Below are 15,353 nucleotides of genomic sequence, written 5' to 3'. Positions count from 1 at the left end.
TGTAGGGTCATCGCCAATTCGCTCCGGATGGTGACGTTTTCGATATCACGCGCGCACCACAACCGCATCTGTCGTTCAGCGTCGGCACGCATTTCTGCCTCGGGTCGGCGCCGGCCCGGCTCGAGGGCAGGATCGCGCTCGAGGAGATCTTGAAGCGGTTCCCGGAGTGGGAGGTGGGCATGTCCGCCGCGCGGCTGTCACCGACCTCGACCGTGCGCGGCTGGGAGCATCTGCCCGCTCGCATCGCCTGATCCGACTGTCGCGCGGGCCGGACACCGGCTCGGCCGCGACTCCTCGAAGTCCTTTCCGCACGGGTGACACCGGATCTCGGATGCGATGATCGGGATCGCATTCGTTTCTGATCGGAGTCGAGGAGTACAGATGAGCTATCCGCAGCGGTACGGACCGTGGGCGCTGGTGGTGGGCGCCGCGGTCGGGCTGGGAGCCGAGTTCTGCCGGCAGCTCGCCGAACGTGGCCTGAATCTGATCATGGTGGCGCTCGAACAGGACGAACTCGACACGCTCGCAACGGATGTGGCGCAGCGGTACGGCGTGCGCACCCAGGCGATCACCGGCGACATCACCTCCGCCGACGTTCTGGAATCGGTCGCGCTCCTGGTCGACGAGGTCGAACTCGGGATGATCGTGTACAACGCCGGATTGTCGGTCTGCGGTCTGTGGCTCGATACTCCACTGGAACGGCATCGCAAGGTCGTCGACATCAACGTCACCGCCATGATGACGGTCCTGCACCGCTTCGTCCCGCCGATGATCGAGCGCGGCCGCGGCGGCGTGGTGTTGCTGAGCTCGATGTCGGGTCTGCTCGGCACTCCCATGTACGGCTCCTACGCCGGGACCAAGGCCCTCACCCTGAACCTCGCCGAAACCCTGTGGGACGAATGGCGTCCGCGCGGGGTCGACGTCGTCGCGGTCATCCCCGGTCCGACCGACACGCCCGGATACCGTGCGGATGCGCCGCGGCAGATTCGCAGTTCGCCGAAGGTGATGCCGGTGGGCCCGGTGGTCGCCGCGGGTTTGGCCGCCCTCGGCAAGCGGCCGTCGGTGATTCCCGGGCGCGCCAACAGGTTCAGCGGCCTGCTGCTGTCGCGTCTGCTGCCGCGCAAGCGGGCGGTCGCCGTCATGGGATCGACGATGCGCGAGATCTACGCGGGCAGGTAGCGCCGCTCAGGTCTGCCGGACCGGGAGGTACTCCTCGGCGTCGAGGCCGAACGTCCACGCCACCCCTTCGGTCGCGGTGCGCGTGCTCGGCGGCACCCGCAACCAGTAGGTGCGGTGGGTGCCGTCGGGTTCCGGCGTGGAGTTGACGACCTCCACCATGACCACGTCCTCATCGTCGGGAAGCGGGATACGCCACAGGATTCCGGCGTCGTCGCGGTGGACGGGTTCGGCTCCGGACTCGGCCAGATACCGGTCGTAGCCGTAGTGCTCGAGCAGCACTCGGCGCAGTTCGGCATTTTCCTCGGTGCGGATGCGCTCGGCGGTGAGCGAGCCGAGCCCGGCGAAGAAGTCGGCCGGTACCGGCATACCGCGCCAGGCGTGCAGGGCGAATCCGTCGCCGAACGCCACCGCCGGACCGTCGTCGCTGTGCAGGCGGCCGGCCTCGTCGCGCCGCAATCGCACCGGGCGTTCGCTGACGACGGCGGCCCGCTCGTACGGCCACCACCAGCCCGCGCCGCGGGCCACCTCCATCAGACCGCCGAGGTTGTGGTCCCGGCCGTCGAAGGCGGCCAGCCAGGCAGCATCGTGCTGGCCGAGTACCGCGTCGAGCAGCACGCCGCGCACCTCGCGCTCGGCCGCGATCCGAGCCGGGCGGTCGGCCGGGTCCACGGTGACGAGCTGCGCGACCACGCCGTCACGGAGCCGGTCGGCCAGTGCGCGGATGATATCCCACAGCGGGGCCCCGGTGGCGCGCCAGTGCGCCGCCCAGCCGTCGGCGCCGAGTTCGTCGTGGACGCGCTCGCGCGCGGCCGCCCAGGGGGCGGTTCGGATGCGTTCGCGCACAGCGGCACCCGGATCGTCGAGTGCGCGGACCGCGCCGACCGCCGCCAGCGGGGACGGCACCCAGACGATCTGATCGGGTTCGGGCAGGCCCGCGTCGCGGTACGCCGCGCGGACCCCGGCCTCGGCCGCGGGCCGGTCGACCGGCCCGACCGCGGCGGCGATCGAACGCCAGTCCGAAAGTTGCTGCACTCCACTTCCTTTCATGGTTCAGTCCGCCACCACTCGGACGGAACCCGGAATGTACTCCCGCTGGCGCACAATGCGGAACCACCCCTTGGGCAGTGGGATGGCCGCATGCTCCTCGTGGACGACTCGCCCGCCCTCCGGCAGGTGCAGCATCGCGCCGTCACCGCCGGTGCGGATCAATCGGCCCGGCGCGATCAGCGCGTGCGTGTGCCCGGTCACCCCCCCGAGGGCCAGCACCATCCGGCCGCGCGCGTCGCGCGGTTCACCGGGTGCGTCGAGCACTGCCCGCGGTACCGACTGCTCGGCCACCGGCACGATCAGCACATCTCCCTGTCGGAACACGATTTTCCCTCCTGGACCGGCGCCTCGCGCGCCGGCCGTGCTGCCGAAGATAGCCCTCGGGTCCGACATCGCCGACGCCGCCGATCGCCGGATGCGGGCCGGGCCGCCCGATGTCGGTGCGACTTGATACAAACTGCTGACACCTGATCGACACTTTCGTCCACGGAGCCGCTGACATGACCGTTTCCGACCACCTCGAAACCTGGCACGGGCTACCGGTTGTCGCCTTTCCCGACGCCGATTCGACCGCCGAGCTGCCCGGTGCGGACGAGGTCGCGTGGCGTATCTCGGCCGATCCGTTCGGGGACTCCGACGAGACCTGGCCGCAGACCTTCGCACGCTTCCTCGACGCGGTCGATCCGTCCGCCGTGCGGGCGCTGGTGATCGGGGTGTGGGGCGAGATGTACGACGAGAGTTCGGAATTGGTGATCAACGAACTGCTCGCGGTGCGCGATCGGTTCTCGAATCTGCGGGCGCTGTTCGTCGGCGACGTCACCTTCGAGGAGAGCGAGATCTCCTGGATCAACCAGTCGGATGTGACGCCGTTGCTGAGCGCCTTCGATCAACTGCTGGAATTCGGGGTGCGCGGCGGTGAGCATCTGGCCTTTCCGCCGGCCTCGCACGCGACCCTGCGTTCCCTGGTCGTGCAGACCGGTGGTCTCGACGGTGAGGTGGTGCGTGGTATCGCCGCCAGTGACTTCCCGGCGCTCGAACATCTCGACATCTGGTTGGGTACCTCCTGGTACGGCGGCAATGCCACGGTCGCGGACCTGGAACCGCTGCTGCAGGGCACCCGGCTGCCGAAGCTGCGCTCACTCGCCCTGCGCAACAGCGAGATTCAGGACGAGATCGCCGCGGCCCTGGCCTCCGCCCCGGTGGTGCCGCGGCTGAGCACCCTGGACCTGTCCATGGGGACCCTGGGGGACGAGGGCGTCGAGGCGCTGCTCGGCGGTCAGCCGCTGACCCATCTGAAGAATCTGGATCTGCACCACCATTTCATCGGCGAGTCGATGCGCAACCGGCTGTTGGCGGCCCTGCCCGGCGTCGAGGTGGACCTGTCGGAATGTGAGAGCGATTCCGGTGAGCGCGAGGAGCGCTACACCGCCGTGGCGGAATGAGCGATCCGGCGCCGACGCGCATCGCGGTGGTCGGTATTCCCGGCAATCGGCGGGTCGGGCTGTTCCAGGAGGCGCTGCGACGGGCCGGCCTGCCCGCTGCGCGCACGGTCGGCTGGCGCGATGTCGTGTCCGGCCGTGCCGATTTCGCGCCCGGTGAACTCGTCCGCTGCGAGTCGCCCGGTGAGGACGCGGTGCTCGACCGACGGTGGCGTGCGGTGCCGGACCCGACGCGGGTGGAGGGTACGGCGCGCTGGTACGAGCGCTTCACCGCGGCCACCCGCGCGCTCGGCGCGCGAGTAACAGCCTGCGGGGCGGAACTTCTCGACGATCCCGGCGAGCTCGCGGTGCTGTTCGACAAACGTCGCTGTCATGCTGTGTTGCGCGAAGCCGGTGTGCCGGTGCCGGTTTCCCCGACCTCGGGGCGGCTCGAACCGATCGCGGGCTGGACGGGGGTCAGGGAATTGCTCGCCGCCGCGGGGCTGCGCCGCGCCTTCGTCAAACTCGCGCACGGATCCTCCGCGTCGGGTGTGCTGGCGATCCAGACGAGCGGCTCGGGCCGGATCCAGGCCACCACGTCGGTCCAGCTCGACGACGCCGGCCACCTGTACAACTCGCTGCGGGTGCGGCAGTACCGCACCGACGCGGAGGTCGGGGCCATCGTGGACGCGCTCGCTCCCGACGGCCTGCACGTGGAGCGCTGGCATCCCAAGGCATCTCAGCACGGGCGCAGCGCCGACCTGCGCGTCGTCGTGGTCGGCGGTCGCGCCACGCACGCGGTGGTGCGGACCGGCACGAGCCCGATGACGAATCTGCATCTGGGCGGAGCGCGCGGCGATCTCGACCTGGCGCGCGCGGCCACCGAATCGGCGGGCGGGCGCTGGCCGGAGGTCCTCGAACTCGCCGAGCGTGCCGCTGCCTGCTTCCCGGGATTCTCCCGGGTCGGCGTCGACGTGCTGCCCGGAGTCGGCTGGCGGCGATTCGTGGTGGGTGAGGTGAACGCGTTCGGTGACCTCCTGCCGGGCCTGCCCGCCCTGCCGGGCAGTGGGTTCGACGGTGATACCTACGATGCGCAGGTCGCCGCGATCGCGCGACGTCCGATCGGAGGTGAGCACGCTGTCCACGCGTGAACCGGCCACCGGCATCGACGATGCCGCGCCGGATATGAACGAGGTGGTCGGCCGCGACGATCTGCTGCTGGTCACTCTCGACACCCTGCGCTACGACGTCGCCGCCGACCTGGCGGCGGCGGGCCGGTTGCCGAATCTGGCTCGCCACCTGCCGGGCGGGCGATGGGAGAAGCGCCATGCTCCGGGCAGTTTCACCTATGCCTCCCACCAAGCGATCTTCGCGGGCTTCCTGCCCACTCCGGCCACTCCTGGACCGCATCCGCGGTTGTTCGCCGCGCGTTTCGAGGGGAGTGAGACCACCGCCGGGCGCACCTTCGTCTACGACAGTCCCGATCTGGTGACCGCCCTCGCACAGTGCGGATATCACACGGTCTGCATCGGTGGTGTGGGCTTCTTCAACAAGCGCGGGCCGCTGGGCGGTGTCCTGCCGGGGTTGTTCCAGGACAGTCGCTGGGAACCGGAGTTCTCCGTCGCCGCGCCCGGCTCGTTCGAGGCGCAGATCGCCTGTGCCGAGGAGGTGGTGGCAGCCGTGCCGCCCGAGCAGCGCCTGTTCCTGTTCGTCAATGTGTCGGCCCTGCATCAGCCGAACTGGTTCCATCTGCCGGGGGCGACTCGCGACGCGGGTGACACTCGCGAAACCCACGCCGCCGCACTGGAATACGTCGACCGGCACATCGGCCGCCTGTTCGCCGCGGCTCGCCGTCGTCGCCGGTGTTTCACCATCGTGTGTTCCGATCACGGCACCGCCTACGGCGACGACGGTTTCACCGGGCACCGGCTGGGCCACGAATCGGTCTGGACGGTGCCCTACGCTCAGTTCTTCCTCGAGGGTTCCCGATGACCGCTACTGTCCGCACCCGGCCCCGGCCGTATCAGAACTACGTGTACGGGTATCCGCACAAGACCGCCTATCGTCCGCTGCCCGATCGGCGGAGCCTGCGCGAGGTGTGGGCCGGCGAACCGGTCGACGCGCTGTCGCTGTACGCGCACATTCCCTTCTGCGAATTCCGGTGCGGCTTCTGTAATCTGTTCACCCGCATCGGGGCGCCCGGCGAGCTGACCACCCGATATCTCGACGCCCTCGACCGGCAGGCGGTGGCGGTCCGTGCGGCACTGGGGGACCGGCCGATCCGCTTCGCCGCCACGGCGTTCGGCGGGGGTACTCCCACCTACCTGTCCGCGGCCGAGCTGGAGCGGCTGTGCGATATCGCCGAGCGGCGCATGGGTGCGGATCTGCGGGCGACACCACTGTCGGTGGAGACGTCCCCGGGCACCGCCACCGCCGACCGGCTCGCGGTGCTCGCCGAGCGAGGTGCCACCCGGATCAGCATCGGCGTGCAGAGTTTCGTGCCGGCCGAGGCCCGATCCGCGGTCCGGCCGCAGGACCGCGCCGAGGTCGACGCCGCCCTGGGGCGGATCCGCGCGGCCGAGATCCCGATCCTCAACATCGATCTGATCTACGGCATCGAGGGCCAGACCGAACGGAGCTGGCGGTACTCCCTGGACGCGGCGCTGGCCTGGCAGCCGGAGGAGTTGTACCTGTATCCGCTGTACGTGCGACCGCTGACCGGTCTCGGCCGGTCGTCCTCCCCGCGGCCCGCCGCGGAGGCCGAGACCGCATGGGATGCGCAGCGGATGAGGTTGTACGCGTTCGGTCGCGACCATCTGCTGGCCGCCGGCTACGAGCAGGTGTCGATGCGCATGTTCCGGCGGCCGCACACCGGGCACGGTCTGCCGGGGTCGGAATTCGCCGACTACGCCTGCCAGACCGACGGCATGGTGGGCCTGGGCTGTGGTGCGCGCTCGTACACGGCGGGGCTGCACTACTCGTTCGACTACGCGGTCGATATGCGTGAAGTGCGCGGCATCATCGACACCTACACCCGAACAGCGGATTTCACCCATCCGCACGTGGGCCACCGCATCGACGGGGACGAGGCGCGCCGCCGGCATCTGCTGCAGTCGCTGCTGCGGGCCGAGGGGATGGACCTCACGGCCTACCGGGACCGCTTCGGCGCCTACCCGCGCGAGCACTTCCCCGCCGAATTCGCCGAGTTCGAGGACCTGGGCTGGCTCGATCCGGATTCCGGCCCGGAGTTGCTGCGGCTGAGCCCCGCGGGGCTGTCGTACTCCGATGCCCTGGGCCCGCGCCTGTTCTCACCGGCGGTGCGGGCGGCCATGGCCGCCTACGAGCCGCGCTGATCCGGGTAAGTCGATGGATCTGAGCATTCTGTATCGGGGCCCGCTCGCGTCGTGCGACTTCGACTGTCCCTATTGCCCATTCGCGAAACGCCGGGACAGCCGCGAGCAGTTGCGCGCCGACCGCGCCGCGCTGGAGCGGTTCGTCGACTGGGTGGGACACCAGCGGGGTGACCGGCTCTCGATCCTGTTCACACCGTGGGGTGAGGGGCTGGTGCGATCCTGGTATCGGCGCGCGCTGGTGCAGTTGTCACAGGTGCCCACGGTCGAGCGGGTCGCGATCCAGACCAATCTGAGCTGCCGCACCGACTGGCTCGCCGAGGCGGATCCGGCCGTGGTGGCACTGTGGTGCACATACCACCCGGACCAGACTCCGTACCACCGCTTCGTCGCCAAATGCGCCGACCTGTCCCACCGCGGAATCCGGTTCAGCGTCGGCGTTGTCGGATTGCCGCACCACTACGAACCCGCCCTGCGCCTGCGCGCCGATCTGCCCGACGACGTCTACCTGTGGGTGAACGCGCCCGAGGGATACGACCTGTCCGACGCGGAGGCTGCCCGCTGGACCACCCTGGACCCGCATTTCGGATTCAGTCGATATCCGCACCGCTCGGCCGGATTGCCTTGTCGCACAGGTGAATCCGTGATTTCGGTGGATGGCGACGGTACCGTCCGTCGTTGTCATTTCGTCCCCGTCGAGATCGGCAATCTGTACGACGGTTCCTACCGGGCGGCGCTGCGCCCGCGGCCGTGCCCGCTCGCCCGGTGCGATTGCCACATCGGCTACACCCACCTCGAAACCCTGCCGCTCTACGACGTATTCGCGGGCGGAATCCTCGAACGGATCCCGGCCGGGTGGTGAGCCGCTGCGGCTCGGCGCTCGGCGTTCACCGGCCGAAGCGTGCGTTCACCCAGGTCAGCGCGTCGGCGAAGGAGGCGTCGAGTACGCCGCGGTGATCGGCGCCCGGGTAGGTGCGGTATTCGATCGGCTGCTCGCCCACCCGCATCCGGGTGACCATCGCCTCGGTGGCGGCCGGCGGCACGGTGGTGTCGGCACTGCCCTGCAGGACGAGCAACGGCGAATCGACGCGCTGGACACTGGGATCGTTGTCGGCCAGTACTCGCAGGAATGCGGAGACATCGCCGACCGGGCTGAACACCGCGTCCACGGGCAGCCCACCCCAGCTTCCGGGTGCGCGTAGCGCGCCGATGCACTCGGTGTCGGCATCGGGTAGCAGCGCCAGTGATCGTGGGGTCAGAAAACGTGCCGGATCGATCGGCTCGACGGTTTGCGCACCGCGAATCAGCAACGGCAGGAAGGCGTTCGCACCCGCGAAGGCGGCGGGCAGGGCATTGCTCGCACCGACCGCGCTCGCCAGCCGGGCCGCACCCACGCCGATCGCCGTCTGCGAGGCCGGGGCCAGGGCCACCGCACCGCGCAGGTCCAGCTGCGGTGCCCAGGCGCGGGCCTGCGCATCGGTGAAGACCGCGGCCTGACCACCCTGAGAATGGCCGACGGCCGCCCACTGCTTACCGATCGAACCGTCGAGTTCGCGTGCGGCGAGGGCGATATCGGCCACGGCACGTGCCTCGGTGGTGCCGATCAGATAGCCGTGCGGACCCGGTGTGCCCAGGCCCTGGTAGTCGGTCTGCGCGACCGCGTATCCCGCTGCCAGCCAGCGTTGCTGGACCTCACGCACGAGTGCGGTGTAGTCGTGGGCCGGATAGCCCGGTCCGGTGTCGAGCGAGGGGGCACAGCTGTCGGCGACACCGGTGGTGCCGTGTGCCCAGGAGATCAGCGGCCAGCCACCCGGTGGTGGTGTCCCGTCCGGGACGGCGACGGTGCCCGAAACCGCTACCGGCTGTCCCTGCGGATCCACCGATCGATAGAGCACCAGCAGGTTGCGCGCACCCGGCAGTCCGGGGTCGCCGGTGATACTGCGGGCCCGGATCACCGAGCCGTGCGGTCCGGCGACGGCCTTTGCGGGCGCTTCGTAGAAGGCCGGCCCCTCCGGCACGGCGGGATCGGCAGTGGCGGTGACGGCCGAGGCGGTGATCGCGATCAGGGCGAGGGTCGCGGTCAGCAGCGGGCCGCGCCGCGATGCCAGATGATAGCGGGCGGTCCTGATCCGATTCGATACCCGAGCCATGGGTCCAAGATAGCCGTGTCGTCGCGAAACGGTAAACACCACCGGACTCGGTGGGGCCCAAGTTGTCTGCCTGCTGAGACCATTCGGAGACCATATCGGCTCTCGCTGGCTCGGCTGCGACGGCGTCTAATCGCTGAAAAGTAGCTATGGTGCGGGCGATGAATGGTGAGCCGGAGTGCCGGATGGTGCCACGCGGCGGGTTCATCCGAAACGAGCGATGCCGAACTGTATCCGCGCCGGTAGCCTCGACCCGGAAACCGCTGGGCGAGACGAAGGGATCCCCCATGACCGACGCATCCGCCACCGGAATCGACGACCGGCCGGATCTGCCCATCGTGGTCGCCGCCGACGGCTCCGAGATCTCCTATCAAGCGGTGGCGTGGGCCGCGGTCGATGCGGTGTTGCACGGTCGCCGGCTCGACATCATCACCTCCGCCACGTTGCCGACCGGGTTCGGTTCCGAGATCTGGGCCGGGAACGCGGAGTGGGTGCGACAAGACGGTGAGCACATCATCACCGAGGCGCGCCGGGTCGCCGGATTGGTGACCGGCCCGCTCGAGATTCGCACCGAGCTGGTGTTCGACCCGATCATTCCGACCCTGGTGGACCGCTCCGATCGTGCCTACCGGCTGGTCGTCGGTAGCCGCGGTCGCGGTGCGGTCAAGCGGGCGCTGCTGGGTTCGGTCAGTTCCGCGGTGGTGCAACGCGCGCGCTGCCCGGTCACGGTGGTTCCCGGTAACTCCGCGACCGATGTGGTGACCGCCGCCCAGCCGGTGGTCGTCGGTGTGGACGGTACCGACAACAGCGTGCCCGCGATCGGGGTGGCCTTCGACGAGGCGTCGCGGCGGCGGGTGCCGCTGATCGCCGTGCACACCTGGAGCGACATCAGCCTGCCCGAGGTGGCGGTGGCCGGATGGGACGCCCTGCGTGAATCCGAACGCGCCGCGCTCTCGGAGAGCCTGGCCGGTTGGCGTGAACAGTATCCGGATGTCGATGTGCGGCCGGTGGTCTGGGCCGACCGGCCCTCCCGCGCCCTGCTGGCCGAATCCGAACATGCCCAGCTGGTGGTGATCGGTAGTCACGGCCGCGGCGGGTTCACCGGCATGCTGCTCGGATCCACCGGTCACGCGCTGCTGCAGTCGGCCGAATGTCCGGTCATCGTGGTGCGCCGGCACTGACGGACCGCCGGGCGGCGCTAGCGGCCGCCCGGCACCCGTGGTGATCGATCAGGCGACCGATCACCACGTGCCCCCAGGCATACCCAAGCCCTTTCGGGGTTCGGCGCCCAGGTGGACACACGCGCGGTGGTGGCAAACCTGGGGCGACAACGCGGATCGGTGGAGCGATCGATAGGGCGCGCGCGAGCACGGGCCGAGCACTCGCGCCGGGTCGGTTGATCAGGAAAAGCTCACCGGGAGAACGGCTTCGGGCGCCGATCCGAGAAGTGTGGCGACCTATCGGGCGCTTCGGCGCGATCGCCGCACTCGGTCTGCAGAGGGGGCTCCGGCCCGTTTTCGGGGGGTGTGGCGGGTCGGCGGCGGCCGGGCGGAGAAATTTTTCTAGCGAAACGAAGGGTCTGGCGCGATCCAGGGCGGTCGCGCGGGCGAGGGGGCGGGTGGGGGTCGCTCCGGTGCGAAACTTCCGACCGGAAGTGAAACGTATTGCGGAGCAAGGCAACTCGAGATGTGGTCGCGGTGGTGCGTATCCGGTGCCGGTTCGGTACCGCGGCTCGACCGCCAGTTTGATAGCTGAAAGTTCGCCATTCGAGACCGTTAGCGCAGGTCATATATTTAGAGGAACTGCTTGCTTGAAAAGTGGACGCTTGATATGTTGCCTCGGTCACTGCCGATACAGGACCGTGACCTTTGACTCTCAGGCGTGATTCCGGCGGCTGAGGGGAGATTGGGACATGCTCACAAAGGAGATTCGTCAATGGGCTCATTGAGCGATTTGATCACCGCGCTGATTCCGGCCCTGGGTTCCGCCGTCGCGGGTGACGGGCTGTGGGATGTATTCCTGGGCTCGCTCGGGAACATCGTCAAGTAGCGGACGCGGAACTTCGTAAGTCGATCGGAATTTCCACCGCGGACTTTCGATTCATAAATACTTTAGGAGAAATGATATGGGATCGCTCATCGATATTCTGGGAATGGGCACCGCGAGCGCCGGATCGATCGGCACCAATGTCGTGAATGCACTCATCACCCTCAGCGGCGGCACCCCGGCCGCCGGTAAGTAATCCGGTTGGTGACCGTGGGGGCATACTCGATCGTCGAGTGTGCCCCCACAGCGGTTTTCGGAGCCGATGGTGGTGTGAGGCGAGGGTGGAGTGCAGAGGTTCAGTGAGCGACAATCGCGCAGCGGCTCGCTGTGCCGACCGGGTGCGGGTGGCCCGCGAATCTTCGGAGACAAGGTGAGCGGTGTGACACGCGTCGTCGCGTATCTCGCGTATCTGGCGGCGGCCGCCCTGGTGTGGACCGTGGTCGCGCCGACTGCCTCGGCCGCGCCGACGGCCGGGATCGTCAGCGAAACCGCGGGTCCGGGGCGGGTGGTCGATATCGGTGTGTACTCACCGTCGATGGACCGGGTGATCCCGCTGCAGGTGCTGCGAGCGCCGGACACCGGGACGCCGGCGCCGACGTTGTACCTGCTCAACGGCGCCGGAGGTGGTGAGGACGCCGCCACCTGGCTGAAGCAGACCGATGCCGTGGACTACTTCGCCGACAAGCAGGTCAACGTGGTGATCCCGATGGAAGGCGCGTTCAGCTACTACACCGATTGGGAGAAGGCCGACGACGGCCTGGCGCACAAGCTGAAGAACAACGGCAAGAACATGTGGTCGACCTTCCTCACCCGCGAACTGCCGCCGGTGATCGATGCCGCCTTCGGCACCACCGGTGCCAACGCGCTGGCGGGTATCTCCATGGCCGGCACGTCGGTATTGGATCTGGCGATCCAGGCGCCGACGCTCTATCGCAGCGTCGCCGCCTACTCCGGATGCGCGATGACCAGCGATCCGATCGGGCAGGCGTTCGTCACGCTCGTCGTCAGCCTGGGCAAGGGCGACGCGACCAATATGTGGGGCCCCAACGACGGCGCGGGCTGGAAGGAACACGATCCCTACCTGCACGCCGACCGGTTGCCGGATATCCCGATGTACATCTCGAGCGGCACCGGACTGCCCGGTCGCCACGACTCGCTCGCCGATCCGAGCATCCGCGCCGACAGCCGCATCCTGGCCAATCAGGTCCTGCTCGGCGGTGGTATCGAGTCCGCCGCCAACTACTGCACCGCCCGGCTGGCGGAGAAGACGCAGGCACTGGGGCGCACCAACATCACCTACAACTTCCATCCGGCGGGTACGCACTCGTGGGGATATTGGCAGGACGACTTGCACAAATCATGGCCGATGATGGCGGCCGCGCTCGGCGTGCGCTGAGCGCGGCCCGGGGCCCTACCGGGGCGCGGCGTGGATCGCGTCGCTCACGGTGCGGAACGACCGCAGCAGCAGCTCACCGTAGTGGCCCGGATCCGGCAGCATCGCGGTGTCGGAGCTGAACGTGATATCGAGCCGGTCGCCCTGTGAGGTGATCAGATGCCGCAGGCCGTCACCGTCCATGATCGGAAGTACCCCGAAGGCGCTGATCATCGGCGCGCCGAGGAATTCCGGACGATCGGCGACCGGCGGCACATTGCTGATCGTGGTGTTCATCAGTGGCACCGTGTCGACCTCGTCGAAAACCCGTTGCGCCCGAGCCCATCCGGCCAGCCGCAGCAACCACGCCGGTGAGGTCTGCATCCGGCCCTCGCGGGCGATCACCGCGTCGTCGGCGTAGCGCTGCTTCTCCCGCCGCGCCGAATCCCGGATCGCGCGCAGGCGATCGAGCGGATCCTCGCGGTCGGTGTGCAGATCGACCGACATCTGACACAGCTGGTTGACCGAATCCCATCGGGCGATACCCCGCATCGAGATCGGCACCATGGCGGCCAGTGAGGCGGGCGGCGTCTCGTCGCATTCGGCGAGGTAGTCGGTCAGGGCGCCGGAGATGACGGTCAGCAGCAGATCGTTGATCGTCGTGCGTTCGGTGAGCGCGTCCTTCGCCGCGCGGATGTCCGACATCGGCAAGGTAACCAGGTCGAACGTCGGCGCCGGTGTGATGCGGCGATTGAAACGCGTGGCGGGCCGCGTCGGATCCGGTTCGTGGACCAGCCCCTCGGCGATCCGGGCCCGGACGGTTTTCGCCGCCGACCGGGTGCGGGCCAGGCCGCCCACGAACCGGGCACATCTATACGGTGCCATCGCGGCGGCGCGCAGCAGCGCACCGGAGGCCGACCAGGCGCTGTCGACGGCGGGGATCGGCGGATGCGCGGTGTCGGCGCCGAACAGTCGCAGTTCGAGTTTCCGGGTGGCCACGCCATCGCCCACGCTGTGGTGGAATTTCAGTACCACGATGGTCACCGGCGCCGGAGTGCCGGGAAAGCCGGTGACGCCGTCGAAGACGTGCAGCTCCCACGGTGGGCGGGTGAGATCCATACGCGCGCCGGTGATCTCGGCCATGCGCTCGCGCACCGCCGGCCACGGCTGCGTCGCCTGCCCCTCGATCGTCACGTGATCGTCGATATCGAAGCCGGTGTCGGGCACCCAGTAGGGCAGATCGATATCGCCCGGCAGGCGTTCGAGGCGGCGGTGGAACAGCGGGGAGTAGCCCAGTCGCTCCCGCATCCAGGCCCGCACCTGCGCCCTGCTGACCGACGTGCCGGAACCGGCGAAGACATAGGCGGCGACGATATTCGACGGATGCCGTTCGAACTCGTCGTAAACGAATACCGCGTCCCGCGGTGCGAGTTGTTCCGCGGTGACGGTCAGCCCGCTGCCCGCATCGCGGACCGTTTTCGTCGTCATAGCTGCTCCTGCTCGGGCAATTTCACTCCGGCGGAGTCTACCGTCCCGGTTCGGATATGTGGTGCCCGCGGCCGGATAAAAGAATCGCACCGGAATTCGGCGCGAATCGAAAGATATTCGTCTCGCGCTATCGGCGATCGGGGTGTGGATCGCGATTGTTGTGCACGCGGCGATCGGAGAGGGAGAGGCCGTCTCGGAGCAGAGGGTTCCGATCGGTAATATCAATCGTCTATAACAATGGCGAGTCGGGCTGATCGCGGAATCGATGTCTCCGTGGTTGCCCGGGCGGGTGTGATGTGCTCTCGGGGCGGGCGGTCACGCTGGTCGCGGGCGGGGCCCGGGCACTGCGGCGAATCGAACGCAAGTCCTGTGCTCCCAATTGTGGGAGGTTTGCCGTGTTGTGCGGCGGGGCAAGTGCTGGCATCGTCATCCCGGCGGGACAGCTCCGGGCGTGAGGGATGTGATGAGCTCCGAATCCAATCGGCCACCTGGGACCCCCGGACCCCAACCGTTCGGCCCGCCATTGGGTTCCGCCGACTGGTTCGCCGCGCCCCCACCCCCGCTGCAGCGCTCGCGTGATTCGCGACCGGCCGATGCGCCGCCGCGGATCGTGCGGCGGTCGCCGGAGGCTCCGGAATGGGCGATCGATCCCGATGCCATCCAGCTGGCGCTCGGTACGCCTACCCGGACGTCGCGCCGGCCGGGCGCGCGCCGGCGCTGGATCGTCGGATCGGCGGTGGTGGCGGCACTCGCGGTGGTGGGTGCGGGTACCACGGTCGCCGTCGTGTCGGCGACGCGGGAGAAATCCGGAACTCCGGCCGCCGCACCCCTGTCGGCTGTCCCGGCGCCGGTCACCTCTTCCGTGTCCGCGACCTCGCCCGCCGCGATCGCCCCGCAGATCCCGCAGTGCCGGGCCGAGGCGCACGACGGCCGCACCGTCGGCAACGGTCCGGGCGGTACCGCCGACGGGCCCGGCGCGATTCTGGGATTCGAATACTCCTACTACACCGAGCGCAGCGGTGCCCGGGCTCAGGCCTTCATCGCCCCGGACACCGTGAACGTCGCCGCCGCGGCCGGTCTGCAGGAGGCGATCGATACCGCGATCCCGGTCGGCACCGCGTACTGCGTGCGCATCGCGGCGCGAGAAGCGGAACTGTTCGATGTGGATATCGAGGAGTACCGCCCGGGTGGCGCGACGACGGTCTATCACCAGTCCGTGCGCACGGTCGTCCGGGACGGCCGCACCCTGCTCTACGAAATTCGCGACCGGCAGGGCTGACGCGCGCGGGGCTGTACCGGTGTCGAA

General features: G+C 68.9%; 13 protein-coding genes and 1 pseudogene. 10 read left to right on the top strand and 4 right to left on the bottom strand.

Annotation, left to right across the window (positions count from 1 at the left end; all coding sequences use genetic code 11):
* Positions 1 to 8: 8 nt before the first annotated feature.
* Both LKD76_RS25320 and LKD76_RS25315 read left to right on the top strand, forming a co-directional pair.
* Positions 9 to 251 (top strand): annotated as a pseudogene (locus LKD76_RS25320) (cytochrome P450); the annotation flags it as partial.
* A gap of 130 nt (positions 252 to 381) precedes the next feature.
* On the top strand, positions 382 to 1,179 hold the full coding sequence (locus LKD76_RS25315) for an SDR family NAD(P)-dependent oxidoreductase (RefSeq protein WP_227983921.1): 798 nt from the start codon (positions 382 to 384) through the stop codon (positions 1,177 to 1,179).
* 6 nt (positions 1,180 to 1,185) lie between these two features.
* Here LKD76_RS25315 and LKD76_RS25310 read toward each other — a convergent pair whose 3' ends face one another.
* Positions 1,186 to 2,211: a DUF6745 domain-containing protein gene (locus LKD76_RS25310; RefSeq protein WP_227983920.1), complete on the bottom strand. Its 1,026-nt coding sequence runs from the start codon at positions 2,209 to 2,211 to the stop codon at positions 1,186 to 1,188.
* A gap of 18 nt (positions 2,212 to 2,229) precedes the next feature.
* Entirely contained in the window at positions 2,230 to 2,550 is a 321-nt protein-coding gene (locus tag LKD76_RS25305; protein WP_227983919.1) for a DUF8820 family protein, read from the bottom strand.
* A 176-nt stretch (positions 2,551 to 2,726) separates the two neighbouring features.
* Between LKD76_RS25305 and LKD76_RS25300 the strand changes: the two genes are divergently transcribed.
* Genes LKD76_RS25300 through LKD76_RS25280 form a run of 5 tightly spaced genes read left to right on the top strand, consistent with a single transcriptional unit; the run spans position 2,727 to position 7,856 of the window.
* A complete protein-coding gene (locus LKD76_RS25300; RefSeq protein WP_227983918.1) occupies positions 2,727 to 3,668 on the top strand; it encodes an STM4015 family protein in 942 nt (313 codons plus the stop codon).
* A complete protein-coding gene (locus LKD76_RS25295; protein WP_227983917.1) occupies positions 3,665 to 4,795 on the top strand; it encodes an STM4014 family protein in 1,131 nt (376 codons plus the stop codon). Before LKD76_RS25300 ends, LKD76_RS25295 begins: the two co-directional genes overlap by 4 nt.
* Positions 4,773 to 5,636 (top strand): STM4013/SEN3800 family hydrolase, encoded by an 864-nt coding sequence (locus tag LKD76_RS25290; protein ID WP_227983916.1) that lies wholly within the window; start codon positions 4,773 to 4,775, stop codon positions 5,634 to 5,636. Before LKD76_RS25295 ends, LKD76_RS25290 begins: the two co-directional genes overlap by 23 nt.
* A complete protein-coding gene (locus LKD76_RS25285) occupies positions 5,633 to 6,997 on the top strand; it encodes an STM4012 family radical SAM protein (protein ID WP_227983915.1) in 1,365 nt (454 codons plus the stop codon). Before LKD76_RS25290 ends, LKD76_RS25285 begins: the two co-directional genes overlap by 4 nt.
* A gap of 13 nt (positions 6,998 to 7,010) precedes the next feature.
* On the top strand, positions 7,011 to 7,856 hold the full coding sequence (locus LKD76_RS25280) for an STM4011 family radical SAM protein (protein ID WP_227983914.1): 846 nt from the start codon (positions 7,011 to 7,013) through the stop codon (positions 7,854 to 7,856).
* 25 nt (positions 7,857 to 7,881) lie between these two features.
* Here the strand turns inward: LKD76_RS25280 and LKD76_RS25275 are convergent, their stop codons facing one another.
* A complete protein-coding gene (locus tag LKD76_RS25275; protein ID WP_227983913.1) occupies positions 7,882 to 9,144 on the bottom strand; it encodes an alpha/beta hydrolase family protein in 1,263 nt (420 codons plus the stop codon).
* 284 nt (positions 9,145 to 9,428) lie between these two features.
* Here LKD76_RS25275 and LKD76_RS25270 point away from each other — a divergent pair, with 284 nt between their 5' ends.
* Positions 9,429 to 10,322 carry a universal stress protein gene (locus tag LKD76_RS25270; protein ID WP_227983912.1) on the top strand — a complete coding sequence of 298 codons (894 nt, stop codon included), beginning with the start codon at positions 9,429 to 9,431 and terminating at the stop codon, positions 10,320 to 10,322.
* A 1,244-nt stretch (positions 10,323 to 11,566) separates the two neighbouring features.
* Positions 11,567 to 12,583, top strand: coding sequence for an alpha/beta hydrolase (locus LKD76_RS25265; protein WP_372465928.1), 1,017 nt, complete (start codon positions 11,567 to 11,569; stop codon positions 12,581 to 12,583).
* Between the two features lie 15 nt (positions 12,584 to 12,598).
* On the opposite strand, the gene LKD76_RS25260 is transcribed toward LKD76_RS25265, so the two are convergent.
* On the bottom strand, positions 12,599 to 14,047 hold the full coding sequence (locus LKD76_RS25260) for a wax ester/triacylglycerol synthase family O-acyltransferase (protein WP_227983911.1): 1,449 nt from the start codon (positions 14,045 to 14,047) through the stop codon (positions 12,599 to 12,601).
* A gap of 463 nt (positions 14,048 to 14,510) precedes the next feature.
* Here LKD76_RS25260 and LKD76_RS25255 point away from each other — a divergent pair, with 463 nt between their 5' ends.
* Positions 14,511 to 15,326, top strand: coding sequence for a DUF8176 domain-containing protein (locus tag LKD76_RS25255; RefSeq protein ID WP_227983910.1), 816 nt, complete (start codon positions 14,511 to 14,513; stop codon positions 15,324 to 15,326).
* The last annotated feature ends 27 nt before the right edge of the window (positions 15,327 to 15,353 follow it).

Source organism: Nocardia spumae, assembly GCF_020733635.1.
GTDB lineage: Bacteria > Actinomycetota > Actinomycetes > Mycobacteriales > Mycobacteriaceae > Nocardia > Nocardia spumae.
This window is presented reverse-complemented; position numbering and strand designations above follow the sequence as displayed.